Annotated in this window: 25 protein-coding genes; 16 read left to right on the top strand and 9 right to left on the bottom strand. The window is 75.3% G+C overall.

The genetic code is table 11. The features are described 5' to 3' along the window. Positions 1-159: 159 nt before the first annotated feature. The 3 genes from V5D56_RS02485 to V5D56_RS02475 all read left to right on the top strand — a co-directional run bounded on the left by V5D56_RS02485 (position 160) and on the right by V5D56_RS02475 (position 1,972). Positions 160-882 (top strand): response regulator transcription factor, encoded by a 723-nt coding sequence (locus tag V5D56_RS02485; protein WP_435737486.1) that lies wholly within the window; start codon positions 160-162, stop codon positions 880-882. Positions 883-1,006: 124 nt separating this feature from the next. Next, a complete protein-coding gene (locus V5D56_RS02480) occupies positions 1,007-1,441 on the top strand; it encodes a pyridoxamine 5'-phosphate oxidase family protein (RefSeq protein ID WP_435737485.1) in 435 nt (144 codons plus the stop codon). A gap of 21 nt (positions 1,442-1,462) precedes the next feature. Further along, positions 1,463-1,972, top strand: coding sequence for an N-acetyltransferase family protein (locus tag V5D56_RS02475; protein ID WP_435737484.1), 510 nt, complete (start codon positions 1,463-1,465; stop codon positions 1,970-1,972). A 9-nt stretch (positions 1,973-1,981) separates the two neighbouring features. Here V5D56_RS02475 and V5D56_RS02470 read toward each other — a convergent pair whose 3' ends face one another. After that, the gene (locus tag V5D56_RS02470; protein WP_435737483.1) at positions 1,982-3,145 is read right to left on the bottom strand and encodes a GAF domain-containing sensor histidine kinase; all 1,164 of its coding nucleotides are present in this window, start codon (positions 3,143-3,145) and stop codon (positions 1,982-1,984) included. Between the two features lie 125 nt (positions 3,146-3,270). On the opposite strand from V5D56_RS02470, the gene V5D56_RS02465 reads away from it, so the two are divergent. Beyond that, positions 3,271-4,059: a tetratricopeptide repeat protein gene (locus V5D56_RS02465; RefSeq protein WP_435737482.1), complete on the top strand. Its 789-nt coding sequence runs from the start codon at positions 3,271-3,273 to the stop codon at positions 4,057-4,059. Between the two features lie 172 nt (positions 4,060-4,231). On the opposite strand, the gene V5D56_RS02460 is transcribed toward V5D56_RS02465, so the two are convergent. Both V5D56_RS02460 and V5D56_RS02455 read right to left on the bottom strand, forming a co-directional pair. Beyond that, entirely contained in the window at positions 4,232-4,858 is a 627-nt protein-coding gene (locus V5D56_RS02460; RefSeq protein ID WP_435737481.1) for a DoxX family protein, read from the bottom strand. An 83-nt stretch (positions 4,859-4,941) separates the two neighbouring features. After that, the gene (locus V5D56_RS02455) at positions 4,942-5,457 is read right to left on the bottom strand and encodes a hypothetical protein (RefSeq protein ID WP_435737480.1); all 516 of its coding nucleotides are present in this window, start codon (positions 5,455-5,457) and stop codon (positions 4,942-4,944) included. Positions 5,458-5,647: 190 nt separating this feature from the next. On the opposite strand from V5D56_RS02455, the gene V5D56_RS02450 reads away from it, so the two are divergent. The 3 genes from V5D56_RS02450 to V5D56_RS02440 all read left to right on the top strand — a co-directional run bounded on the left by V5D56_RS02450 (position 5,648) and on the right by V5D56_RS02440 (position 10,140). After that, the gene (locus V5D56_RS02450; protein ID WP_435737479.1) at positions 5,648-7,582 is read left to right on the top strand and encodes a D-alanyl-D-alanine carboxypeptidase family protein; all 1,935 of its coding nucleotides are present in this window, start codon (positions 5,648-5,650) and stop codon (positions 7,580-7,582) included. Positions 7,583-7,741: 159 nt separating this feature from the next. Then, positions 7,742-9,475: an ABC-F family ATP-binding cassette domain-containing protein gene (locus V5D56_RS02445; RefSeq protein ID WP_435737478.1), complete on the top strand. Its 1,734-nt coding sequence runs from the start codon at positions 7,742-7,744 to the stop codon at positions 9,473-9,475. A 140-nt stretch (positions 9,476-9,615) separates the two neighbouring features. Further along, a complete protein-coding gene (locus V5D56_RS02440) occupies positions 9,616-10,140 on the top strand; it encodes a DUF2087 domain-containing protein (RefSeq protein ID WP_435737477.1) in 525 nt (174 codons plus the stop codon). Between the two features lie 50 nt (positions 10,141-10,190). Here the strand turns inward: V5D56_RS02440 and V5D56_RS02435 are convergent, their stop codons facing one another. Next, positions 10,191-10,838: a TetR/AcrR family transcriptional regulator gene (locus V5D56_RS02435; protein WP_435737476.1), complete on the bottom strand. Its 648-nt coding sequence runs from the start codon at positions 10,836-10,838 to the stop codon at positions 10,191-10,193. 125 nt (positions 10,839-10,963) lie between these two features. On the opposite strand from V5D56_RS02435, the gene V5D56_RS02430 reads away from it, so the two are divergent. The 4 genes from V5D56_RS02430 (at position 10,964) to V5D56_RS02415 (ending at position 13,988) form a co-directional block, all read left to right on the top strand. Further along, positions 10,964-11,566: a TIGR03086 family metal-binding protein gene (locus V5D56_RS02430; protein WP_435737475.1), complete on the top strand. Its 603-nt coding sequence runs from the start codon at positions 10,964-10,966 to the stop codon at positions 11,564-11,566. Between the two features lie 92 nt (positions 11,567-11,658). Next, positions 11,659-12,765 (top strand): epoxide hydrolase family protein, encoded by a 1,107-nt coding sequence (locus V5D56_RS02425; RefSeq protein ID WP_435737474.1) that lies wholly within the window; start codon positions 11,659-11,661, stop codon positions 12,763-12,765. 27 nt (positions 12,766-12,792) lie between these two features. After that, a complete protein-coding gene (locus tag V5D56_RS02420; RefSeq protein ID WP_435737473.1) occupies positions 12,793-13,323 on the top strand; it encodes an aminoacyl-tRNA deacylase in 531 nt (176 codons plus the stop codon). 290 nt (positions 13,324-13,613) lie between these two features. Beyond that, on the top strand, positions 13,614-13,988 hold the full coding sequence (locus V5D56_RS02415; protein WP_435737472.1) for an STAS domain-containing protein: 375 nt from the start codon (positions 13,614-13,616) through the stop codon (positions 13,986-13,988). Between the two features lie 26 nt (positions 13,989-14,014). On the opposite strand, the gene V5D56_RS02410 is transcribed toward V5D56_RS02415, so the two are convergent. After that, complete coding sequence (locus tag V5D56_RS02410; RefSeq protein ID WP_435737471.1) at positions 14,015-14,263, bottom strand: hypothetical protein; 249 nt, start codon at positions 14,261-14,263, stop codon at positions 14,015-14,017. 78 nt (positions 14,264-14,341) lie between these two features. Here V5D56_RS02410 and V5D56_RS02405 point away from each other — a divergent pair, with 78 nt between their 5' ends. Both V5D56_RS02405 and V5D56_RS02400 read left to right on the top strand, forming a co-directional pair. Continuing rightward, a complete protein-coding gene (locus V5D56_RS02405) occupies positions 14,342-15,625 on the top strand; it encodes an exonuclease SbcCD subunit D (RefSeq protein ID WP_435737470.1) in 1,284 nt (427 codons plus the stop codon). Further along, on the top strand, positions 15,625-18,909 hold the full coding sequence (locus V5D56_RS02400) for an AAA family ATPase (RefSeq protein ID WP_435737469.1): 3,285 nt from the start codon (positions 15,625-15,627) through the stop codon (positions 18,907-18,909). The genes V5D56_RS02405 and V5D56_RS02400 overlap by 1 nt, the downstream gene beginning before the upstream one ends. Positions 18,910-18,955: 46 nt before the next feature. On the opposite strand, the gene V5D56_RS02395 is transcribed toward V5D56_RS02400, so the two are convergent. Next, the gene (locus tag V5D56_RS02395) at positions 18,956-19,624 is read right to left on the bottom strand and encodes a helix-turn-helix domain-containing protein (protein WP_435737468.1); all 669 of its coding nucleotides are present in this window, start codon (positions 19,622-19,624) and stop codon (positions 18,956-18,958) included. A gap of 96 nt (positions 19,625-19,720) precedes the next feature. On the opposite strand from V5D56_RS02395, the gene V5D56_RS02390 reads away from it, so the two are divergent. Next, positions 19,721-20,149, top strand: coding sequence for a VOC family protein (locus tag V5D56_RS02390; protein WP_435737467.1), 429 nt, complete (start codon positions 19,721-19,723; stop codon positions 20,147-20,149). Positions 20,150-20,236: 87 nt separating this feature from the next. Beyond that, on the top strand, positions 20,237-20,401 hold the full coding sequence (locus tag V5D56_RS02385; protein ID WP_435737466.1) for a hypothetical protein: 165 nt from the start codon (positions 20,237-20,239) through the stop codon (positions 20,399-20,401). A 19-nt stretch (positions 20,402-20,420) separates the two neighbouring features. Here the strand turns inward: V5D56_RS02385 and V5D56_RS02380 are convergent, their stop codons facing one another. The 3 genes from V5D56_RS02380 to V5D56_RS02370 all read right to left on the bottom strand — a co-directional run bounded on the left by V5D56_RS02380 (position 20,421) and on the right by V5D56_RS02370 (position 23,534). Next, positions 20,421-21,245: a uracil-DNA glycosylase gene (locus V5D56_RS02380; RefSeq protein WP_435737465.1), complete on the bottom strand. Its 825-nt coding sequence runs from the start codon at positions 21,243-21,245 to the stop codon at positions 20,421-20,423. 82 nt (positions 21,246-21,327) lie between these two features. Next, positions 21,328-22,668 carry a multidrug effflux MFS transporter gene (locus V5D56_RS02375; RefSeq protein ID WP_435737464.1) on the bottom strand — a complete coding sequence of 447 codons (1,341 nt, stop codon included), beginning with the start codon at positions 22,666-22,668 and terminating at the stop codon, positions 21,328-21,330. An 80-nt stretch (positions 22,669-22,748) separates the two neighbouring features. Next, on the bottom strand, positions 22,749-23,534 hold the full coding sequence (locus V5D56_RS02370; protein ID WP_435737463.1) for an LLM class F420-dependent oxidoreductase: 786 nt from the start codon (positions 23,532-23,534) through the stop codon (positions 22,749-22,751). A gap of 116 nt (positions 23,535-23,650) precedes the next feature. Between V5D56_RS02370 and V5D56_RS02365 the strand changes: the two genes are divergently transcribed. Beyond that, a complete protein-coding gene (locus tag V5D56_RS02365) occupies positions 23,651-24,343 on the top strand; it encodes an LmeA family phospholipid-binding protein (protein ID WP_435737462.1) in 693 nt (230 codons plus the stop codon). The last annotated feature ends 4 nt before the right edge of the window (positions 24,344-24,347 follow it).

Raw genomic sequence — 24,347 nt, 5'->3', positions numbered from 1 at the left:
GTCCTCTCCTGGATATCTCCCGCCGAGCGGCGCCGACGCAGGTCTCCCGGCCCCCGCTCGCGGCCGGACGGCCCCGCGCACGGGGACCAAGGTCCCGACCTCGCGTCGCGGGCCCGCTCCGACGCGAGAACGCGTTCCCGAGCGGCTACGTTGAGGGACATGGGCTCTCCCCACCCGATCCGCGTGTTCCTGCTCGACGACCACGAGGTGGTCCGCCGCGGCGTCGCCGCCCTGCTCGAGGCGGCCGGCGACATCACGGTCGTCGGCGAGGCCGGCACCGCCGCATCCGCGCTGCCCCGCATCCGCGCCACGCGCCCTGACGTCGCGATCCTCGACGTGCGCCTGCCCGACGGCTCGGGCGTCGAGGTGTGCCGCGAGGTGCGCTCGGAGCTCCCGGACATCGGCTGCCTCATGCTCACGTCGTTCGCCGACGACGAGGCGTTGTTCCAGGCCGTGCTCGCCGGAGCCTCGGGCTACGTGCTCAAGCAGATCCACGGCTCCGACCTCGTGGGCGCCGTCCGGACGGTCGCCGCGGGCGGCTCGCTCCTGGACCCGTCGAGCACCGCGCGCGTCCTCGAGCGGCTGCGGCACGCTGCGGACGAGACCCCCGACCGGCTCGAGGGGCTCTCGCAGCAGGAGCGCCAGATCGTCGCGCTCATCGGCGAGGGCCTGACGAACCGGGAGATCGGCCAGCGCCTCTACCTCGCCGAGAAGACGGTGAAGAACTACGTGTCGCACGTGCTCGCGACGCTCGGCCTCCAGCGCCGCACCCAGGTGGCCGTGCTCGCGACGGAGATCCGCACCGACGAGGGGCGTGGTGGCGCCACCGGAGCAGCGGGCTCGGCGGGCGGGGCTCCCGGTGGGCACCGGCCCCGTCCCTGACCGGCCCGGCCCTGAGGGCGCCGGCCCTCACGGCGCCGGACCCGTCGTCCCCGGGGCCGGCGACCGCTCGTCGTCGGGACCTTCGGCACTCACGGATCTGACACCGCGGCGCGACGATGGTGACATGACGATCACCGGTACCCGCGGCGGGCTCGCCTCGGCCGGGCTCACGGAGCTCGCGCCGGAGGAGAGCTACGCCCTCCTCGCGACGGTGCCCGTGGGACGCATCGTCTTCACCGACCACGCCCTGCCCGCGATCCAGCCGGTCAACTTCGTGCTCGACGGCCCCGACATCGTCTTCCGCACGGGCGAGGGGTCGAAGCTCGCGGTCGCGACGAGCCGCGCCGTCGTGGCGTTCGAGGCCGACTGGTTCGACGCCGAGGCCCGCTCGGGCTGGTCCGTCGTCCTCGTCGGCCGCACGTACGAGGTGACGGACCCGGACGAGCGCGCGCGCCTGCTCTCCCTGCCGCTCGTCACGTTCGTGCCGGGGGAGCGCGACCGCGTCATCAAGGTCGTGCCGCGCATCGTCACGGGCCGCCGCATCGCACGATCGGCCTGACGGTCCGGCTAGCCTCGACGGGTGACCAGCACAGCGCGCCCCGTACCGGTCCGCGACGCCACCTCCGCCGACTGGCCCGGGATCTGGCGCGTCCTGGAACCGGCCTTCCGCGCCGGTGAGACGTACACGTACCCGCGCGACATCACCGAGGACGACGCCCGCTCGGCCTGGACGGGGTCGCCCGGCGCGCGGGTCCTCGTCGCGGTCGACGACGCCGGCCAGGTCCTCGGCACCGCGAAGTACCTGCCCAACCACCCGGGCGCGGGCGCCCACGTCGCGAACGCGAGCTTCGTCGTCGGGCCGGACGCCGCGGGTCGCGGCGTCGGGAGAGCGCTGGCCCGCGCGGTGCTCGACGGCGCCCGCGCCGACGGCTATCGCGCGATGCAGTTCAACGCCGTGGTCGAGACCAACGAGCGCGCCGTGCGCCTCTGGGAGTCCGTGGGCTTCACGGTCCTCGCGACCGTCCCCGAGGCGTTCGACCATCCGGCGCACGGGCTCGTGGGCCTGCACGTCATGCACCGCACGCTCTGAGCCCGGCGACTACCCGAGGGGAGCCCACCACTCGAGCCGCGTGCCGCCGTCGGGCAGCGCCGTGACGGTGCAGCCGCCCCCGAGCGCGGACGCCCGCGCGTCCATGTTGCGCAGCCCGGAGCGGCGTCCGCCCTCGCGGATGCCGACGCCGTCGTCGGTGACGGTCAGGCGCGCCTCGTGCGCGGTCACGCCGAGGTGCACGACGACGGCGCTCGCCCCCGCGTGCCGCGCGACGTTGGTCAGCGCCTCGCCCAGCACGACGACGAGCTGGTCGGCGACCTCGGCCGGCATGCTCGGGGCGCCGTCGGTCACGCCGGCGCCGGAGCGCTCGCCCGCGACCTCCACCTGGACGTCGGGCGCGAACCCGAGCACCGTCGTCGCCGCCGCGGCCTGGGCGCGCAGGCGGTCCTCGATGGACGGCGCGTCGGGGTCGGCGGCGGTGTGCAGCGCGAAGATCGTCGAGCGGATCTGCCGGATCGTGTCGTCGAGGTCGGCGACGGTCTCCTCGATGCGCGTGCGCGCCGTCGGGTCGGCGACGAGAGGCTGCACGCTCATGAGCGACATCGCGGACGCGAAGAGGCGCTGGATGACGACGTCGTGCAGGTCGCGCGCGATGCGGTCGCGGTCCTCGAGGACGCCGACCTGCTTCGCCCTCCCGTAGAGGCGCGCGTTCTCGATCGCGACACCCGCCGCCGCGGCGAGCGCCACGACGGCCGCCTCGTCCTGCGCGGTGAACGGCTCCCCGCCCGCCTTGTCGGTGAGGTACAGGTTGCCGAACACCGTGTCCCGCACCCGCACGGGCACGCCGAGGAACGTGTGCATCGGGGGATGGCCCTCGGGGAAGCCGGCCGAGCGCACGTCGTCCGCGATCTCCGGGACGCGGATCGGCTCCGGGTGGTCGATGAGCTCGCCGAGCAGGCCCTCGCCGTGCGGCCAGTGGTCGATCGCCGCGACCTCGTCGTCGGTGAGCCCGAGCGGGACGAACCGCGCGAGCCGCTCGCGCCCCGAGGGGTCCAGCACGCCGAGCGCGCCGTAGCGCGCCCCGGTCAGGTCCATGGTGGCCCGGACGATGCGCTGCAGCACCTGGTCGAGGTCCAGGTCGCTCGTCACCGCGACCACGGCGTCCAGCACGCGCTGCCCGACGGCGGCCGGCAGTTCGGTCTCTCCGCTCACCGGTGCAGTCTCCCAGACGGGCCCGGACGCGCCGCCCGCCCGGCGCGTCGGGTGTGACCCACGCGACAACGTGGTGCGCTAGGGTGCGTCCACGCCGACGCGGGGGGACGGAAGGACGCGCTGCCATGTCCACCCTGCCCTCCACCCGTGAGAGCGCTCTCGCGGACCTGCGTGCCGCGGTCGCCCACCTGCACCCGGACGACCCGGCCGAGCTCGTCGCCATCGCCGACGACCTGTGCGCGCTCGGCACCCCGGACGCCGCGGTCCCGTTCTACGAGGAGGCCGTCGGCCGGGAGGTCCCCGGGGCGCTCTACCGCCTCGGCCTCGCGCGCTACGACGCGGGCGACGACGCCGAGGCGTTCCGCTGCTTCGAGCTCGCCGGCCTCGCGGGCGACGCGCTCGGGGCGTTCATGGCCGCGCAGGTCGCGCAGGAGCGTGGCGACCTCCACGCCGCGCGCCGCTGGTACGAGCAGGCGGAGGGCGTCGACGGCGCGTCGGAGCGCCTCGCACTGGTCCTCGCCGCGCTGGGGGCCGCGTCCGGCGGGCCCTTCGGCGCGAGGACGGCCGGGCCGCCCGGCGGGACGGCCCGCGAGGACTGGGAGATCGCCGTCGAGCAGGCACGGTCCGGTGTGCTCGGACCCGATGCCGCGGTCGCGCTCCTCGAGTCCTGGGCCGAGGCGGGGGAGCCGCGGGTAGCGCCCGCGCTGGCGGACCTGTACGCCCGCGCGGGGCGCGGTCCCGACGCCGAGGACCTGCTGGAGCAGGCAGCGCTCGCGGGGGACGCGGCGTCGGCCACGGCTCTCGGCGTGCTGCACCTGAAGGCTGGGCGGGTGCCGGAGGCCATGGAGCTGTGGCGCGACGCCGCTGCGGGCGGCGACCAGGACGCGACGGAGCTGCTGACCCGGTTCGGCTGACGTCCCTGGGAGGGCGCTCCCAGGGCACGACTCAGGGTGTGCGGGTGGTCTCCCCACCACCCGCACACCCTGTTCCCCCCGGGGCGGCCTGCGCTGCGACGGCCTCAGAATCGTCGCGCGGTCCTGGGTCCTGCCCCCGTGGCCCGCCGTTCGCGGCGGGCGGTCCGGTGCGTCACACGAGCCAGCGGTTGCGGCGGACGACCGGGAGGTTCTTCCAGGCCTTGCCCAGACCGAGCACGTCACCGCCGCCGATGAGGGCGAGCGCGACGATCGTCAGCGCCATCGTGATGTGGTCGTCGATGATCGGGTTCGTGTCCAGCGGGAGCGCCGCGAGGTACATGAAGAGCAGGAGCAGCGCGCCGCTGACCGCGGCGATGCGCATCCCGATGCCCAGGACCAGCGCCAGCCCGATGCCGAGCAGGCCCGCCATGAACAGCCAGTCGGCCCAGGCGGCGCCCGCCATGCCGTGGAAGAACCCGGCGAACGGACCCTCGACGCCCGAGAGGAAGCCGGTCGTCGGGCTCCCGCCGTTGACCCAGGCCCTCTCGGCCGGCGTCGCGAAGCCGAGCCCGAACATCTTGTCGAAGAACGCCCAGAGGAAGTAGAACCCCAGGGCGATGCGCAGCACGCCGAGCACGACCTGCGCAGGCCGGCTCGCACGTGCGGCGAGGCTGAGCGTCTCGGGCGTCGTGCCCGCGACCGTCGAGAGCGGCGCGTTGGTGTTCCGCTCGATCGTCCCCGTCATGGTCGTGCCCTTCTCGTCGACCCGGTCCCTGTGGCCGGGCTCCTCGGTATCCATCTCACTCCGTGAAGGAGCCGTGGACGCCGGGAGAAGGTCGCGCGACGGGGGGACCTTGGTCCCCGCGGGCGCCGCGCGGCCCGTCAGGACGTCGAGGAGTCCAGCCCGGCGCGCAGCTCGTCGACCTGGGCGCTGAGGTCCTCGAGCGACTCGCGCACCGCGGCGTCCGCGTCCGAGAGCGACGACACGACGTCGTCGAGCTGGTCGGACGCCGCGTCCAGACGCTCCTGCGCGTCCGCGAGCCGCTGCTCGGCCTCGGCACGCTCGGCCTCCGTGGCAGACGCCGCGTCGTCCACCGCGGTCCTGGCCTCGTCCGCGGCCTCCTGGGCCGCGGTGACGGCCTCCTCGGCGCGGGCGCGGGCGTCGTCGGGCAGCGAGCCGAGGTCGTCGGTGAGCGAGCGGACGTCGTCGCCGATCGTCTCCGCCTGCGAGCGGGCGTCCTCGAGGAGCTGCTCCAGCCCGTCGCCGGTGAGGGTGAACTCCGGCACGGAGACGGAACCGTCGTCGGCGCACGCCGTGAGCGCGAACGAGCCCGCCACGACGACGGCGGCGACCGCGCCGCGCGACCTTGACCAGGGATGACGCGCAGATGAGCTCATGGATCCGATTCTCGCGCCCGATCGTGACCACATGGTGAGGGCCGTGAGGACGCGGTGTACCGTAATCGGACGAGGCACTGCGGCGGTCCGACATCGCAGCGCCCGGGCGCGACGACGCGCGCGACCGGGCATCACCCTGCACGACCAGGACCGCCACGGTGCGACACGTCCGGCGTACGAGGGAGTCACGGTGAGCACGGAGACGCACAGCGAGGACGCGGGCGACCGCGCGCTGCCCGCCTCGTCGAGCCGCGCCCGCACCGTCTCGCAGGTCCTCATCTCGTCCGCGCTCGGCATCACGCTCGTCGCGGCGCTCGCCGGAAGCGCCCAGCCCCAGCAGGGCGCGTCCTTCTTCGCGACCCCCGTGTCGACCACCGTCGAGCCGGTCACGAGCGTGCTCGGCACCGGGCTCGACGAGTCGCAGCAGCTCGACGGTGCGATCGAGGTCCTCGCGACGGCGAACGCGCTCGAGTCGGGCGTCGTGAGCCCGTCGATCGAGCAGGCGCGGTCCGAGCTCGGGATGCTGCTCGCGACCTACCTCGCGCAGCAGGACGCCGCGCGCCGCGTGCCCGTGCAGGTCGTCCCCGACGACGAGCTCGACCTCGACTCCTCGCTCGACGAGCCCACGCTCCCGAGCCTGCCCGACCCGCTCGCGCCCCCCGCGGACGGCCTGGACGGCGACGCCCCGCTGGAGGAGGCACCACCGGAGGACGCGCCGGTCGGCGACGGCCCCGGGACGACGGTGCCGAAGGACGTCAGACCCGGTACGGACGCACCGGACGACGAGCCGGCGACGCTCGCGTCGTCGACGCCCGCGCCCACGCCCACCGGCACGCCGTCGGCGACGCCGACCGGCGAGCCGACCGACGTGCCGACCGACAGCCCGACCGACCTGCCGAGCGGGCCGTCGGGCGGGCCGTCGGACCGGCCGGACGACACGCCGTCGGGCACGGAGCTGCCGGACGGCTCGGGGGAGCGCGTGCTCCCCGAGGACGCCGTGCCCGCGCCGGACGGCGTCGCGCCCGGCGAGCTCGAGGGTGACGCCGAGGGCGACGACAGCACCGGCGACGCGGACGACGACGCCCACCACGACGAGGACGGACACGACCACGGGGCGGTCTCGCTGGACGACGTCGTGGTCTCCGCGACGCACCTCGCCGACCTGCTCGGCACGACCACCCAGTTCCCCGAGGTCGGTGTCCTCCCCGCGGACGGCATCGACCCGGCGACCGGTGCACCGGCCGGGTCGGCGCTCGCCGACCGCCTCGCCGAGGTCGTCGCGAAGTACGCCGGCTCGACGGCCGACTACGAGAACGGGCGCATCCCCGCGAACGTCCTGTGCGACCTGTCGTTCGCGCCCGGCCAGTCGCTGCGGTGCGACGCCGCGGAGCAGCTCGAGGCCCTGGCCGCCGAGTTCGAGAAGGAGTTCGGGTACGCGCTGCGGATCACGGACTCGTACCGGGCGTACGAGGACCAGGTGCGGCTCAAGGCCATCAAGCCCTACCTCGCCGCGGTGCCCGGCACGTCGCAGCACGGGTGGGGGCTCGCGATCGACGTCGGGGGCAACGTCCCGTCCGGGACGTCCGCCGAGTACGTGTGGCTGCGCATGCACGCGCCCGACTACGGGTGGGACAACCCGTCGTGGGCCCGGCCGAACGGGTCGAAGCCCGAGCCGTGGCACTTCGAGTTCTTCGGTGCCGGCGCGATGCCGGACCGGTACACGCCGGGCGAGACGACCGTGCCGAGCCCGTCCCCGGACCCCGCACCCGGGCCCAAGCCCACCGTTCCTCCGGCGCCCGCGCCGTCGCCGAGCCCGAAGCCGACGCCGACCCCCACCCCGACGCCGACGCCGACGGACCCGCCGACCAAGCCGACCGATCCGCCGACGAAGCCTCCGACGGACCCGCCGACCGATCCGCCCACGGACCCGCCGACCGATCCTCCGACGGACCCGCCGACCGATCCGCCCACGGACCCGCCGACCGATCCGCCCACGGACCCGCCGACCGATCCGCCCACGGACCCGCCCGTCGAGCCGACCCCGGACCCCACGGAGGAGCCCACGTCCTCGCCGACCGCGATCCCGTCGCCGTCGCCGACCGACGCGGTCACCGAGGCGCCCTGAGCCGCCTCGCGCGGAAAATGTCGTGACCTCGTCGTGCGTACCGCGTAGCGTCGTGCCCGATGTGATCCTCACCTGCCCCGACCGGCCCGTCCGTCCCCGCCCGTAGCCGGCCCGCGCCTCGTCGCGCGGAGCCCCGGGCACCCCTTGGCAGGTGATCCCATGAACCCCGTCCTTCGTGCGTCCGACGTCCACATGTCCTACGACGGCCGCGCCGTGCTGCGCGGCGTCGACCTCGCCGTCGACCCCGGCCACCGCGCCGGTCTCGTCGGGGAGAACGGCGCCGGCAAGTCCACGCTCCTGCGCGTCCTCGCCGGCACGACCACCCCGGACTCCGGCACGGTCGAGCGCCCGCCCGACCTCGGGTTCCTCCACCAGGAGTTCCCGTACGCGCCGTCGACGACGGTCCGTGCCGTCGTCGACGACGCGTTGGCGGAGGTGCGGGCGATCGAGGCCGCGCTGGAGGCGGCGGCCACGGCGCTCGCGGACCCGCGAGCGCCCGGTGCGGCGTCGGGCCGTGCGCCCGACCCCGCCGCCGCGTACGACGCCGCCCTCACGCGGGCTCAGCTCGCCGACGTGTGGGACGCCGACGCGCGGGCCGCGCGGACCCTCGCCGGGCTCGGCCTGGACGTCGAGGGCGTCGCGGACCGGCCCGTCGGGACGCTCTCCGGCGGTCAGCGCACGCGTCTCGGGCTGGCAGCCCTGCTCGTGCGCCAGCCCGGCGCGCTCCTGCTCGACGAGCCGACGAACCACCTCGACGACGGCGCCGCCGAGTTCCTCGCGGCCGCGCTGCGCGCCCTGCCCGGTGCCGTCGTGCTCGCGAGCCACGACCGCGTGTTCCTCGACGAGGTGTGCACGGAGATCCTCGACCTCGACCCGTCGGCGGGGCCGCACCGCGAGGCGTCGGGCGACGGCGCGTCGTCGGGCATCACCGCCTACGGAGGGACGTACAGCGACTACCTGGAGGCCAAGCGCGTCGAGCGCGAGCGCTGGGAGCAGCGGTTCGCGGCGGAGCAGGCGGAGCTCGCGGAGCTGCGTCGGGCCGTGGCGGTGACCGCGCGGGACGTGAGCAAGAACCGCGAGCGCGGCAACCAGGCGAAGATCCTCTACGACTTCAAGGGCGAACGGGTCCAGAGCCAGGTCTCGCGGCGCGTGCGCAACGCGCAGCTGCGCCTCGACACGCTCGACCGCGAGCAGGTCCGCAAGCCGCCGCCGCCCCTGCGCTTCGCGCCGCCCGCCGCGGCGTCGCGGTCCGCGCGCGGCGAGGCCCTGGGAGGTGACCTCGCGGTGTGGGCGCGGGACGTCGTCGTGCGCCGGGACGGTCCCGTGCCGCCGGGGGAGCGGGCCGCGCGGCTCGACCTCGTCGCGTCGGGCGCGCCGTCGATCGAGGTCGCGCGCGGCGCGCGCCTGCTGGTCACGGGCGCGAACGGGGCCGGGAAGTCGACCCTGCTGCACGTGCTCGCGGGCGACCTCGTGCCCGACGCCGGGACGGTGGGCCGGGCGCGCGGCGTCCGGGTGGGCCTCCTCGAGCAGGACGTCCACCTGCACGACGACGACCGCACCCCGCGCGAGCTCCTCGCGCTCGTCCAGGGCGTGGGGGAGGGGGAGGACGCGCGCGACGCACGGGTCGACGCGCACGGGCTCGTCGCGCCACGTGACCTGGGCCGTCCGCTCGCGGACCTGTCCGTCGGGCAGCGCCGCCGGGTCGTCATCGCGATGCTCGTGTCCCAGGCGCCCGACGTGCTCCTGCTCGACGAGCCGACGAACCACGTCTCGCTCACGCTCGCGACCGAGCTCCTGGAGGCGGTCGAGGACTGGCCGGGAGCAGTCGTCGTCGCGTCGCACGACCGGTGGCTGCGGCGCCGGTGGACGGGCGACGTCGTGCACCTCGCGTGAGCGCGCGCGTGTCAGCGCTCCACCGGTCCGGGGACCGGTGCGGTGCTGACACGTTCTGGTCCCGGGCGCGTGTCAGCGCTCCACGGGTCCCGGGACCGGTGCGGTGCTGACAGCTCCGTGGCCGCCGTAGGGTCGGGGTCATGGACAGCACGCCCCCGGTCCCGGACAACGCCTGGAAGCAGGTCGTCGCCTCGCTCGCGGACGACGGGCGGCTGCGCCTGTTCGGCCGCGTCGTCGTCGAGTCGCCCGCCGAGGCGGACCTCACGACCGACGACCGGCGCCGGCTCGCGCCGCTGCTCGCGGCGGGGATCGTCGTGCGCGACGACGCCGGGTCGCTGCGGGCGGACCACGGTCGGTTCGCGGCGCTGCTCGCGGGCGGGTCCGCGCCGCAGCAAACGGGACCGGAGCGGTTCCTCAGCGACGGCCGCCTCGTGCGCAGCCCGAAGCGGCTGCGCGACCGACAGCTCGTCGTGCGGTACCTCGCGTCGCAGGTGCTGCCGCTCGACGAGCCGGTCACCGAGCTCACGCTGACGAAGCGCCTCGCGGAGCGGGCGGCCGACCCGGTGTCGCTGCGCCGCTCGATGGTCGACGCGGGCCTCGTGCACCGCACGCGCGACGGCGCCGAGTACTGGCGCACGGTCGTCACCGAGTTCGACGACGTGTGACGTCTCGCGACGGGTAGCGCCTCGCCGGTCGTGGACCGGCAGGCGTGCGGTCAGCCGCGGGGTACCCAGCGCGCCCCGAGCTCGTCCTGCGTCGGAGCGCTCCCGGGGAGCGGGCGCCCCTCCGCGGAGGCCGCGCGCAGCCCGGCGAGGTGCAGCTCGAGGTACCGACGGCGCAGGTCAGCGACGCGGTCGGGGTCGCCCAGGCGGATCGCGGCGAGCTGCTCGTAGACCATCGGCAGGTCGGTGTCGGTGACGTCGGCACGGACGACGCCCGCCTCCTGGGCGCGCCGGAGCACCGTGCCCGCGAGCGCGCCGGCCTCGACGGCGAGCTCGCGGTGCTGCGGCGTCGGCGTGAACCGGCCCGCGAGCTGGACCGTCAGGGAGTGCACGTCGGCGTCGACGATGCCGCGCAGGAAGGTCTCGAACGCCCTCCACGGGTCGTCGACATCGAGCGCGCCGCGCGCGACCTCGACGAACCGGCGCAGGCCGTCGAGGCACAGCGTCGCCAGCAGCGCCTCCTTGCTCGGGTAGCGCCGGTACAGGGCGCTGATGCCGACGCCCGCGGCCTGCGCGACGGCGGCGACCGGCGCGTCCGGCTCGGCGACGAAGACGTCGCGCGCGGCCGTGAGGATCGCGGTGTCGTTGCGTGCCGCCTGCGCGCGGCGGCCGCTGAGCGGCGGGCTGCTCTCGGTCGTCATGAGGACGACGATAGCACTTGTACGGAACGGAACATTCCGCTACTGTAGAGGGAGAACGGAACGATCCATTCCGTTCCTGGCGATCTCTCTCGACCGCCAGCGGTGACGCCACCACGGAGGACCTCATGACCACCTACACGGAACCGACGGCAGTGATCGACCGCGCGCACGCCGCGCTGCGCGAGGTCGTCGCCGGCCTCTCCGGCACCGACCTGACGCTGCCGACGCCGTGCGACGCCTGGACGGTCGCCCAGGTCCTCCAGCACGCCGCGGGGGACCAGCGGGCCTACGTCGCCGCGCTCACCGGGCGGGGTGGGCCGGAGGAGGACCCGTTCACCCCCTCGGGGGAGCTCGCCGAGAGCCCGAGCGGGCTCGTCGAGGCCGCCCTCGCCGCGTCCGCCGCGGCGTTCGCGCTCGTCGACCCGGACGGCGAGGTCTCCACCCCGCTGCCGATCGGCCCCGTGCCCGCTCTGACGGCGGCGGGCGCAGCGGCGATCGACGCGGCAGTCCACGCGTGGGACGTCGCCGTGGCCACCGGGCAGGACTCCCCGCTCGACGACGACCTCGCGGCGTTCCTTCTCACCGTCGCGCCGGGGCTCGTCGAACCGGTCCGCCCCTACGGCGTCTACGCCGCGGCTCTGGACGCCCCCGACGGCGCGGACCCGCGCCCCGCCGACGCGCTCCTGCGCTACCTCGGCCGCGACCCGCGCTGGACCGCGGCCTCCTGACTCCGACAACCGGCCCGGACGTCCCGACGGCCCCGCACCGCAGCACTCGCCCCAGCACCCGCATCACGCAGCACCGACCGAGGAGACGAACCATGGACACGCAGGTCATCCCGACCCGGATCGAGATCCCCCAGGCCGACCTCGACGACGTCCGCGAGCGCCTCGCGCGCACGCGCTTCGCCGACGCGCTCGACCCCGACGAGGGCTACGGCACCACCGTCGCGTCGGTCCGGGAGCTGGTCCGGTACTGGCTCGAGGACTTCGACTGGCGCGCGCTCGAGGTGCGGATCAACGCGTACCCGCAGGTCGAGACCGTGATCGACGGCCAGCGCGTGCACGCGCTGCACGTGCTGTCGGGCCGGCCGGACGCCGTCGGGCTGATCCTCACGCACGGCTGGCCGGGGTCGGTCGTGGAGTACCTCGACGTGATCGAGCCGCTCACGGCGGCGGGGTACGACGTCGTCCTCCCCTCGATCCCCGGCTTCGGCTTCTCCGGCCCCACGACGGAGCGAGGCTGGGACAACCGGCGCGTCGCGCGCGCCTGGGTCGAGCTCATGCGCCGGCTCGGGTACGAGCGGTACGGGGCGGTCGGGAACGACGCCGGGTCGATGATCTCGCCGGAGGTCGGGCGGCTGGACCCGGAGCACGTCGTCGGCGTGCACGTCACGCAGCTCTACTCGTTCCCGTCGGGGGACCCGGCCGAGATGGCCGACCTGAGCGACGAGGAGCAGGCGGCGCTCGCCCACCTCGGCTGGTTCTGGGAGAACATGGGCGGGTTCAACGTGCTGCAGTCGCAGCAGCCGCAGACCCTCGCGCACGCTCTCGCCGACTCCCCGGCCGGGCTGCTCGGCTGGAACTCCCAGCTCATGGGCGACGTCGGCACCGAGTTCGTCGTCGCGAACGCCGCGGTGTACTGGTTCACCGGGACGCAGGGGTCCGCGCTGCGGATGTACCGCGAGAACGCGCTCGCCGAGCAGCGGGCGGCAGCGGGTGAGGGGGCGGGCGCGTCGGGCCCGACGACCGCACCGACCGCGCTCGCCCAGGCCACGGGCGACTTCGCGTCGATCCGCCGCTTCGCGGAGCGGGACCACGCGGACATCCGGCAGTGGACCACGTACGAGCGGGGCGGTCACTTCGCGGCCCACCTCGAGCCGGAGCAGACGGCGGGCGACGTCGTGCGGTTCTTCGACGGGCTCTGAGCCGCCCGGCGCGTAGGGTCGGGTGCCATGAGCAGCGAGCGCGCCGAGGCGGCGCTGGAGGCGTCCGGCATCGACTTCACGATCACGCGGCACGGGGCGGTCTCCTCCTTGGAGGAGGCCGCCGCGGCGCGGGGCGTCGACCCGTCCCAGGTCCTCAAGACGATCGTCGTGCGTCGCGCGGAGGACGACTACCTCTTCGTCCTCGTACCCGGCGACCGCCAGATCTCGTGGCCGAAGCTGCGCGCGCTGCTCGGGGTCTCGCGGCTCTCGATGCCCGACAAGGAGGTCGCGCGCGACGTCACCGGCTACGAGCGCGGCACGATCACGCCCTTCGGCGCGACGCACGCGTGGCCGGTCGTCGCGGACCTGCGCGTCGTCGCGCGCGGGCGAGGTGACGAGATGGACGTGTCCGGGGACTCCGCCGATGCCGGTGCCGGGGACAGCGCGGGCAAGGTGTCGATCGGTGCCGGTGCCCACGGTGTCGCGGCCACCGTCGACGGCGCGGCGCTCGTCCGGGCCCTCGGCGCGCAGGTCGCCGACGTCACCGACCCCGCGTAGCCTTCCGGGGCTGTGGCCGGCGGTGTGCCGCCGGGACCACCGGTGAGCGTCCCGGCCGTCGTCGCTCCGGCGGCTGTGGACGTCTCGCGCAGATCGTCCCGAGGGCCCCGCACGGGGTGGTGCGCTCGGCGCGGCGGGTGCAGACTCGGGGTGCTCCGGCCGCGATCGTCCGTACGGAACGTCGTCCCAGGTGCTCCCTCCGGGGAACAGGGGTCGTTCTCCGGGCGTTGTACGAGGTCGGGACAGGGGCGCGACAGCAGTCGGTTCGAGAGACGGTGGAGCTGGAACGCATGGAGACAGTCAGTGCGATCGACCGCGCGAACGGGATCACGTACGCGCCGCACGAGGACGGCGTCGTCGTGACGATGTGGGGCGAGGTGGACGCCGCGCTCCGTGACCGGGCGAGCGAGGCGATGTCCTACGTCCTGGACACGCGCGGGCCGGTGACGGTCGACGTCGCCGACGTGTCGTTCATCGACTCCTCGGGCATCGCGTTCATCATCCAGCTCTACATGCTGGGCGAGGAGGACGGGCGCCCCGTCACGCTGCGCGACCCGTCGGAGAGCATGGTCGAGCTGCTCGAGATGATCGGCATGGGCGGGCGCATCCCCGTGGTCCGCAGCGGCGCGCCGACCGGACCGATCGAGGTCGTCCGCGTCGGCTGAGACGTCGGGCGCCCCTGCCTCGTGCGTCAGGCCGACCCGTAGGGCGGGTCGTCGGCGCGCGGCACCGGCCGGTCCTGGGGCTCGGTCGTGCCCGGCGCAGGCCGCGGGGGGTTCTGCGGCGCGAGCTTCTGCCGGAACGCCGCCCAGTAGAGACTGACGAGCACGCCGCCGCCCGCCGCGATCGGCACGAGGGCCGACGAGAACCACATCGCCGACGCCCCCACGAGCGCTCCGTAGATGACGGGTACTGCGACGTCGAGGGTGCGCTGGTCCACGGGAGGCTCCGTCCTGGGGGTGGCTGGTCCCGTGGAGCCTAGCGGTCCGTGTGGGCGAGGGCGGCTACGTTTCATGGCATGCGGTTCCTGCACACGTCCGACTGGCACCTCGGGCGCACGCTCCACGGGGTCGACCTCCTGGAGCACCAGGCCGCTTTCGTCGACCACCTGGTGGAGCTCGTCCGCGCGGAGCGCGTCGACGCGGTGCTCGTCGCGGGCGACGTGTACGACCGGGCCATCCCACCCGTCGAGGCGGTCTCGCTCCTGTCCGACGCCGTGTCCCGCCTCGCCGAGCACGCGCACGTCGTCCTCACGCCCGGCAACCACGACTCCGCGATCCGTCTCGGCTTCGCCGAGCAGCTCCTGCGGCCGGGCGTGCACCTGCGCACGCGCGTGCCCGACGTCGGCGCCCCGGTGGTCCTGACGCCTCGCCCGCGGACCGGGGCGGGGGAGGACGACGAGGCGGTGCTCGTGTACGCGCTGCCCTACCTCGACCCCGACGCCGCGCGGTCCGCCCTCGCGGACGACCCGTCGAACCCGCTCGCGCGGTCGCACGAGGCGGTCATGGGGGCGGCGATGCGCCGCGTGGGCGCGGACCTCGCCCGCCGCCGCGCGAGCGGTCTCGCGGGCCCGGCGGTCGTCATGGGGCACGCGTTCGTCGTGGGCGGGCTGGCGTCCGAGTCCGAGCGCGACATCCGCGTCGGCGGTGTCGACGCGGTGCCCGCGGGGACGTTCGGCGGGTGGGGCCTCGACTACGTGGCGCTCGGGCACCTGCACGGGCCGCAGCGCGTCGTCGTGCCCGAGGTCGCGTGCGACGTCCGTGCCGGGGCGGACGCCGTGGGCACCGTGGAGGGTGCGGTCGGGCCGCGGGTCGCGGCGCCCGTCGCGCGGTACTCCGGATCGCCGCTCGCGTTCTCGTTCTCGGAGGCGCGCCAGCACAAGTCGACCGCGCTCGTCGACCTGGCACGGCTGCGGGCGGGGGCCGACGACGCGGTGGAGCTCGTGCCCGCGCCCGTCCCTCGCCGGCTCGCCGACCTCACCGGGACGCTCGACGACCTGCTCGGTGCCGCGGGGGAGGAGCACGTCGAGGACTGGCTGCGCGTCGTCGTCACGGACGCGGTGCGCCCCGCCGAGCTCTACGCGCGCGTCCGGGGGCGGTTCCCGCACGCGCTCCAGGTGACGCACCGTCCGCCGCGCCCGGCGGAGCGCGAGACCGTCACGGCCGTCGGGGCGGGGCACGACCCGCTCGACGTCGCGCGCGACTTCGTCGAGCACGTCTCGGGGCGTGCGCCGTCGGACGCCGAGGTCGTCGTGCTCCGGGGCGCTCTCGAGGGCGCGCTCGCCGCGGACCGGAGCGCCTGATGCACCTGCACTCGTTGACCTTCCAGGCCGTCGGCCCGTTCCCCGGGCGGCACCGGATCGACCTCGCGACGCTCGGCGCGTCGGGGATCTTCCTGCTCGACGGGCCGACGGGTGCGGGCAAGTCGACGATCATCGACACGATCGTGTTCGCCCTGTACGGCAAGGTCGCGTCGGAGGCGACGAGCGACGACCGGCTGCGCTCGGCGTTCGCGGCGGGCGACGTCGAGTCGTACGTCGACCTCGTGCTCGAGGTCCCGGCCGGCGTGTTCCGCGTGCGCCGGACCCCCGAGTACCGCCGGCCCAAGAAGCGCGGCGAGGGCATGACGACGCAGCAGGCGTCGGTGCGTCTGTGGCGGCTCCCGGGGGCTCCGTCCTTCACGGACGAGGACCCGCAGGGCGAGCTCCTGTCCGCGCGGCTCGACGAGGCGGGGGCGGAGATCCAGCGTCTGGTCGGTCTGGACCGGCGCCAGCTCGTGCAGACCGTCGTGCTGCCGCAGGGCGAGTTCGCGAGCTTCCTGCGCGCCGAGCCCGAGAAGCGCCGCGACCTGCTGCAGAAGGTCTTCGGCACCGAGGTCTACGAGCGCGCCGCCGCACGGCTCGGTGAGCTCGCGCGGGCCGCCCGTGCGCGGACGGAGGTCGCGCGGCAGGGTGTCACGGGCGCCGTCGAGCACTTCGCGGGGGCGGCGGGCCTCGCCGCCGACGCCGCGCACGGGCTGCGGGAGGCTGCCCGCGACGACGCGTGCCTGCGCCGCGCCACCACGGACGAGGTCGACGCTCTGCTCGACGCCGACGTGACGGACACCGTCACCGTCGCCCACTCCGCCGACGCCGACGCCGACGCCGACGCCGACGCCGACGACGCCGTGAGCCTGGGCGACGGTCCGGGGTCGACGGACGACCGGGGGCGGAGTGGCACGAGCCCCGGGGTGCACGCGCTCGCGCTGGCGCACGCCCGGCGTCGCGCGACGGAGACGGACGAGCTCCTGGCCGCCGAGCTCGGCACGAACGAGGCGCTCGTCGTCGCACGGGACCGGCTGGAGGCGGAGCGGTCGACGGCCGCGGCGCTCGACCGCCGTGCCGCGCTGCGCGCCGAGCGCGCGCGTCTGGCGGAGGCCGAGCCGCGGGTCGCGGAGCACCGCCGCCGCCTCGATGCGGCCGCACGCGCGGCGGTCGTCGCGCCGGCGGCGCGGGGCGCGGTCGCGGCCGCCCGTGCGCTCGCGGCCGCGCTCGAGCGCGAGGAGCTCGCGCGCGCCGGTGTCCCCGCGGAGCTCGCGGGCGCGGACGAGACGACGCTCGAGGCCGTGCGCTCCGACCTGCTCACGGCGTCCGTGCGGATCGAGCGGCTCCTGCCCGTGGGTGCCGCGCTGCCGGTGCGCGAGCGAGAGCTCGCCGACGGGCGCAAGGACGTGGAGCGCGCCGCCGAGGAGCGGCACCGCGTGCTGGCCGAGCTCGCGCGCCGTCCGGCGGCGCGCGACGCGCTCCGGCAGCGCGTCGTCGTGCTCGCCGACACCGCGGGGCGGCTGGGCGAGCTCCAGGAGCGCGCGCTGCGGGCGCGCGCGGTCTCGACCGCCGCGAGCGAGGCCGAGGCGCTGGAGGTCGAGCTGGCCCGCGCCGTCGCCGACCGGGCAGACGCCGCCGAGCACGCTCGCGGTGCCGTGGAGGTCGAACGGCGCGTGCGCACGGCACGGATCGCCGGGATCGCGGGAGAGCTCGCCTCCGGCCTCGCCGCGGCGGAGCCGTGCCCGGTGTGCGGCTCGCCCGAGCACCCCCGTCCCGCCACGCGGACCGACGACCACGCGACGCCGGCCGACGTCGAGGCAGCCGAGGCGGCGCGCGCCGCGGCCGAGGCCACGCTCTCCGACGTGTCCGGCCGCGTCGTCGCGCTCACCGAACGGCGCGACGCGCTGCGGCACGCGGCGGAAGGTCTCGACGCCCGCGCGGCGCGCAAGCGGGTGGCTGCCGTCGAGGCCGAGGTCCGGGTCGCGCAGGACGCCGCGGTCGCGCGCACGACCGCGGAGCGCGCGCTCGACGAGCACGACGCGGACACGGCCGCGCTCCAGGAGCAGGCGGCAGCGCTGGCCGAGAGCGTCGCGGCGGGCACGTCCCGGCTCGACGAGCTCGCCGCGGCGGTCGACGCCGACCGGGAAGAGATCGCGCGCGAGACCGCTGCCGCGCTGACGCTCGTCGACGGCCCGGACGGCGCTGCCCTCACCGGTGCCCCGGACGCCGACGCTGAACGCGCCGGCGCACCTCAGGGCGGGGCGCGCAACCCCGTCGCGGTGCTCTCCACGCGGCTGGCCGAGCGCGTCCGGTCCGTCGCCGCTCTCGCCGAGGCGCACGCCGCGGTCGCCGTCGCGCGGCGCGACGTCGAGCGACGGGACGCGGAGGTCGCGACGCTCGTGGCCGACGGCGGCTTCTCCGATCCGGCGGACGCGCTCGCCGCGGTCCTCGACGACGCAGAGCGTGCGCGGCTCGAGGACGAGGTGTCCCGGCACACCTCGACGCTCGCGATGCTCCGCGCCGGGCTCGCCGAGCCGTCCGTCGTGGCGCTCGCCGAGGACGCGACGGCGGACGTCGACGCGGCGCGTGCGGCGGTCGTGGCGGCCGAGGACGCAGCACGCACCGCGACACGACGCCACGAGTTCGCCGCGCGCCAGGCGGCGGCCGCGGCCGACGGCGCGGACGCGATCGGCTCTGCCGTCGACGCCTGGCACGCGGCCCGGGGCGAGGCCGCGCCCGTGACCCGGATGGCCGCGCTGGCCTCCGGGACCAGCAGCGACAACGTCCACGCCCTGTCCCTCGCGACGTTCGTCCTGGTCCAGCGGTTCGAGGACGTCGTCGCGGCCGCGAACGACCGCCTCACCGAGATGTCCTCCGGACGGTACGAGCTCGTCCGCAGCGCCACCCGCGAGGACGTGCGGTCGCACCGGACGGGTCTCGCGATGAAGGTCCTCGACCACGTCACGGAGCGCTCGCGCGACCCGCGGACCCTCTCGGGGGGAGAGACGTTCTACGTGTCCTTGTGCCTCGCCCTCGGCCTCGCCGACGTCGTGACCGCGGAGGCGGGGGGCGTCGAGCTCGGGACGCTGTTCGTCGACGAGGGCTTCGGCAGCCTCGACGCGGAGACGCTCGACGTGGTGCTCGGGGCGCTCGGGCGGCTGCGCGCGGGCGGTCGGGTGGTCGGCGTGGTGTCGCACGTCGAGGCGCTCAAGCAGGCCGTCGCGGAGCGCGTCGAGGTCCGCCGCACGCCCGGAGGCGGGAGCACGCTGACCGTCCGAGCGTGACGCGAGGGAGCGTCGTCGAGCGGTCGCGGTGCGGCACCCCTCGGCGTCATCGAGCGGGTCGCGGTGCGCACACCCGCTCGACCAGCTCCGTCACCGCGCGGCGCACCGCGTCGCGACCCGCTCCGTCGCCGTCGTCCGACGCGAGCGCGGCACGGTCGAACGCGGCCGAGAGCAGGAGCGCCAGGGCGTCGAGGTCGACGGGGTCAGGCCCGTCCGCTCGCAACGCCGCCTCCAGACCCTCGCGCAGGGTGCGGCGCGCATGCCGGGCATCGAGGTCGTCGGCCTCTGCGGCGCCGAGGACGGCAGGGGCGTCGACCAGCAGGAGCCGCGTGCGGCCCGGGACGGCCATCGCGTCGAGGTAGGCCGTGGCACCCGCCGCGAGCTGCCGTCGGGCCTCTGCGGCCTGGACGCCCGACGCCTCGGTCGCCGTGATCTCGGCCCCCGGCGCCTCGGTCGCCGCGGTCTCGATCTCCGTCGCGACGGCCTCCGCCTCGGCCTCGACGACGGCGCGGAACAGGGCTTGCTTGTCGGCGAAGTGGTGGTAGAGCGCGCCGCGCGTGACGTGCGCCGCGGTGGCGATCTGGGGCGTCGACGTCGCGGCGTACCCCTTCTCGACGAACAGAGCCCGAGCGGCCGCGACGAGCGCCGCGCGCGTGGTGCGCGTCCGCTCCTCGTTGCTGCGGCGCACGGGCCGACCGACGGTTCCTTCTTGCATACCGACAGACTGTACGTCACGATGAAGAAACAAACAGCCTGTATGTACACGCCCCGGCGCCGGCGAGGCCCAGGGCACGACGCGAGGAGACCCATCGTGCGCATCACGAGCTGGTACCCGGTGATCATGACCGGCGACGTGGCGAGCACCGCCGCGTTCTACGTCGACCACCTGGACTTCCGGCCGCTCTTCACGAGCGACTGGTACGTGCACCTGCAGTCGGTGCACGACCCGTCCGTGAACCTCGCCGTGCTCGACGGCGACCACGAGACGATCCCGGAGAGCGGGCGGGGCCGTGCGGGCGGTCTGCTGCTCAACCTCGAGGTCGAGGACGTCGACACGGTCCACGAGCGCGCCGTCGACGCGGGCCTCCCCGTCCTGAGGTCGCTGCGCGACGAGGCGTTCGGTCAGCGGCACTTCATCACCGCCGACCCGAACGGCGTGCTGATCGACGTCATCACGCCGATCCCGCCGACGGGCGAGTTCGTCGACCAGTACGACGCCTCGGCGCTGCCCACGACGTGACGCTCTCGATGTCACGAACCGGCGCCGCGACCGTCCCTCCCCAAGGGGCGCACAAGCGACACGACGGTCCGGTCGAAGGAGAGCAGCATGGCAGCAGCATCGTCCCCGCTCGAGCGTGAGCTGCGGCGCATGGAGGTCATCGAGCGTCGCGAACAGCTCCGGCTCGTCGGCCGGGTCGCGCCGCGCGTCGCCGAGCGCCGTCGGTGGGCCGACGCCCCCCGGCGCCAGTCCCCGGCGACCGCCGCCCGCTGACCCGGCACCGAGGGCTGCGTCACTCGACCGGGACGTCGGGCGACGGCAGTCCGGCGAGCTCGCGCGCCCGCACCAGGACGCCGTCGAGCATCCCGGGCGTGAGCCGTCCCGTGAAGGTGTTCTGCTGGCTCACGTGGAAGCACCCCAGGAGGGTGAGGGTCTGCTCCTCGGTCGCGCCCGCGCCGTCGGGCACCGGTGCACGACGCCGCAGCGTCACCTCCGCGCCGTGCGCGAACCGGGGGCGCGGGCGGGGCACGCCCCACCCCTGCTCGGCGAGCGTCGCGAGCAGCGCCTGCCAGCCGAACCCGCCGAGCACGACGGCGACCCGGACCGTCGCGCTCAGGAGCTCGACCTCGCGCGCGAGGTAGGGGCCGCACCGCTGCCGCTCGGCGGGCAGAGGCTTGTTGTCGGGCGGCGCGCACCGGACGGGCGCGGTGACGCGGATGCCGGTGAGCCGCAGGCCGTCGTCGGCGCGCACGGACGTGGGCTGGTTCGCGAGGCCGGTGCGGTGCATCGCCGCGAAGAGGAAGTCGCCGCTGCGGTCGCCCGTGAACATGCGCCCCGTGCGGTTCGCCCCGTGCGCGGCGGGCGCGAGCCCGACGACGAGGATCCCCGGGCTGTCGTCGCCGAAGCTCGGGACCGGCCGCGCCCAGTACTCCTCGTCGCGGAACGCCGCGCGCCGGACGTCCGCGACGTGCTCGCGCCACGCCACGAGCCGCGGGCACGCGCGGCACTCCACGAGGTGGGCGTCGAGCACGTCGAGCGACGGTGCGTCGCGCACCGCGCGAGGGTAGGCGTCGTCGTCGGGCGTCACCGTCCCATCCTCCGCCGAGCACGGGACCATCCACGGCCGAACACGGGGTTGCCCACCGAAATCTCCCGAAGGTGGTGGGCAACCCCGTGTTCGGCGGCCGACCGGTCGGGCGTCAGGCGTCGACCCGTGCGACCGCGGGTGCCAGGGCCGCGGGGAGCGCCTCCGCGGTGTCCTCCGTGGTGTCGGGCGGAGCGGCGGCGAACGTCCGCCGCACGGCGAGGAGCACCACCCCGGCGACGGTGACGACGCCGAACATCACGGCCGCCATGGTCACGGCGGGCGACCCGCCGAGCAGGCCGGTGACCGGCGCGACGACCGCCCCGACGCCGAACTGCGCCGCACCGATGAGCGCCGCGGCGCTGCCCGCCTGGTGCGCGTTGCGCTCCAGCGCGATCGCCGGCACGGACGGCATGACGAACCCCGCCGTGCCGAGCGTGAGCACGATGAGCGGGACCAGCACGCCGAGCCCGCCGCCCGCGAGCGCCGCGACCAGGAGCGCGCCCGACAGCACGAAGCCCGCGGCGATCGCCGCCTGGAGGATCCGTTCGGGCCGGACCCGCCCCACGAGCGCGCCGTTGATCTGCGACCCGGCGGTCACGGAGACGGCACCGGCGCCGAACACGATCGCGTACTGCTGCGCGGACATCCCGAACGTCTCCTGGAAGACGAACGTCGACGCGGAGATGTAGGTGAACATGGCCGCCATGTAGAAGCCGGCGATGAGGGCCAGCCCGACGAAGGACCAGTCGGTGAGCAGCGACCCGTACGAGCGCAGCGCCGCGGACGTGCCCCCGGTGCGGCGGCGCTCGACGGGCAGCGACTCGCGCAGGCGCAGCAGCACGACGACGAACAGCACGACCCCGACGACGGCGAGCGCGACGAACATCGACCGCCACGTCCACAGGTGGAGGAACTGCGCGCCGATGGTCGGCGCGAGGATCGGCGCGACGCCGACCACGAGCATGAGACGCGCGATGACCTTGCCGATGCGGTAGCCGTCGAACAGGTCGCGCACGATCGCCATCGACAGGACCATCCCCGCCGCGGCCGACAGGCCCTGGACGAACCGCAGGACTGTCAGTGCCTCGACCGACCCGGCGAACACGATCCCGGCCGACGCGGCGACGTACACCGCGAGCGACACGAGCAGGGGGCGTCGTCGTCCGAGCGCGTCCGACATCGACCCGATGAGCAGCTGCCCGAGGGCGAGGCCGGCGAGCGTCGCGGTGAGCGTGAGCTGGACGCGCGACGCGGTGGTGCCGAGCTCGTCGACGATCTCGGGGAACGCGGCGAGGTAGAGGTCGATCGTCAGCGGGCCGACCGCGGTCAGCGCGGACAGGAGGATCACGAGGCCCGCGGGGATCCGCTGGTCGCGGGGGAGCCGGGTGCGGCGAGCGGGTGCCGTCGCGGCGGCTGCGTCGTGGGTGGTCGACGCGGGGGGTTCGGAGGACATGTGAGCGGCAACCGTGATCGCGTACGGCGTGTTCCCGCACGCCGTACGCGATCACCTGCTGAGACGGCCGCGCGGTCCCGTCAGCCCTGCGCGTCGCGCCAGTTCACCCACTCCTTGGTGAGCGAGAGGTCGTAGTCGGGGCCGTCGGTGTCCGTCGTGAAGAGCGTCGCACCGGCGGCGACGAGCTCGTCCGCGACCTCGCTCGGGGGCCGGGAGACGCCGATCGACCGCTCGACGAGCGCCCCGGTGTCGCGCCCGACCGCCACGCCGTGCTCGTCGAGGATCGCGCTCTTGCGCGCGAGGGACGTCGCGTCGCCGAACGAGTGCCACACGTCGGCGTGCTCGGCGACGAGGCGGAGCATCTTCTTCTCACCGCTCGCGCCGATCAGCACCGGGATGTCGCGGGTCGGCGCGGGGTTCTTCGCGGCCCAGCGGGCGCGGATGCGGGGGAGGGCGTCGGCCAGGTCGGCGATGCGCGACCCGGCGGTCCCGAACTCGTAGCCGTACTCGGTGTAGTCGCGCTCGAACCAGCCCGCGCCGATCCCCAGGAGCAGCCGGCCCCCCGAGATGTGGTCGACGGTGTGCGCCATGTCGGCGAGCAGGTCCGGGTTGCGGTAGCTGTTGCACGTCACGAGCGCGCCGATCTCGACACGCTCGGTCTGCTCGGCCCACGCCGCGAGCATCGTCCAGCACTCGAAGTGCTTGCCGTCCGGGTCGCCGCTGAGCGGGAAGAAGTGGTCCCAGTTGAAGATCACGTCCACGCCGAGGTCCTCCGCGCGCAGCACGGCGTCGCGGATCTGGGCGTAGTCGGCGTGCTGCGGCTGGATCTGGACGCCGATGCGGAAGGGGTGCTGCGAAGAGGTCATGGCGGCAATGTACGTCCCCGTCGAGCACGACGTCGCGCGCGGTCGAGCACGACCTCAAGGACGCGAAGCGGCTCAGAACGACCGTCATGTCGTGCTCGCCGACCTAGGGTGGGCGCATGAAACGCCTCGTGGGTTGGGTCGTCGTCGTGCTCGTCGTGCTCGGGGGAGTCGCCGTGGTCGCGGACCGGCTCGCCGTGCGGTCGGCCGAGCGGGGGGCCGTCACCGCGTTCGAGCAGGAGGCGGACGACGTCACGGGCGCGCAGATCGACATCACGGGCTTCCCGTTCCTCACCCAGGTCGTGCGCGGCGAGCTCGACCACGTGACCGGTTCGGCCGACTCGGCGACCTTCGCCGGTTATGCCGTCTCGGACCTCCGGGTCGACGCGCGCGGCGTCGGCACGTCGGAGCCGTTCACGGTCGCGTCGGGGACCGCGTCGGGCGTGCTCGCGGAGTCGTCGCTCCAGGAGGCGGTCCAGGAGCAGTCCGGCCTCGACGTCACGGTCACCTCCGCCGGCGACGTGCTCGCCCTCGGGGTCGAGGTGCTGGGCCTGCCCGTCACGGTCGACGTCACGCCGCGCGTCTCCGGTCCCGAGACGCTCGCCGTCGACGTCGAGGCGGTCCGGACAGGCCTCGGCGTGGTCTCGGTCGAGGACCTCCCGGCAGGGGTCTCCGACGCGCTCACCGACCTGCAGATCGCCCTCGACCTGCCCCACGGCGTCGCGCTCGACGCCGTCGCCGTCGCGGAGGGCGGTGTCCGGGTCACGGTCACGGGGACCGACGTCGTCGCCACGGACCTCGTCGCGTCATGAGCGC

The organism is Cellulosimicrobium sp. PMB13 (genome assembly GCF_051294865.1).
Taxonomy (GTDB): Bacteria; Actinomycetota; Actinomycetes; order Actinomycetales; family Cellulomonadaceae; genus Cellulosimicrobium.
This window is presented reverse-complemented; position numbering and strand designations above follow the sequence as displayed.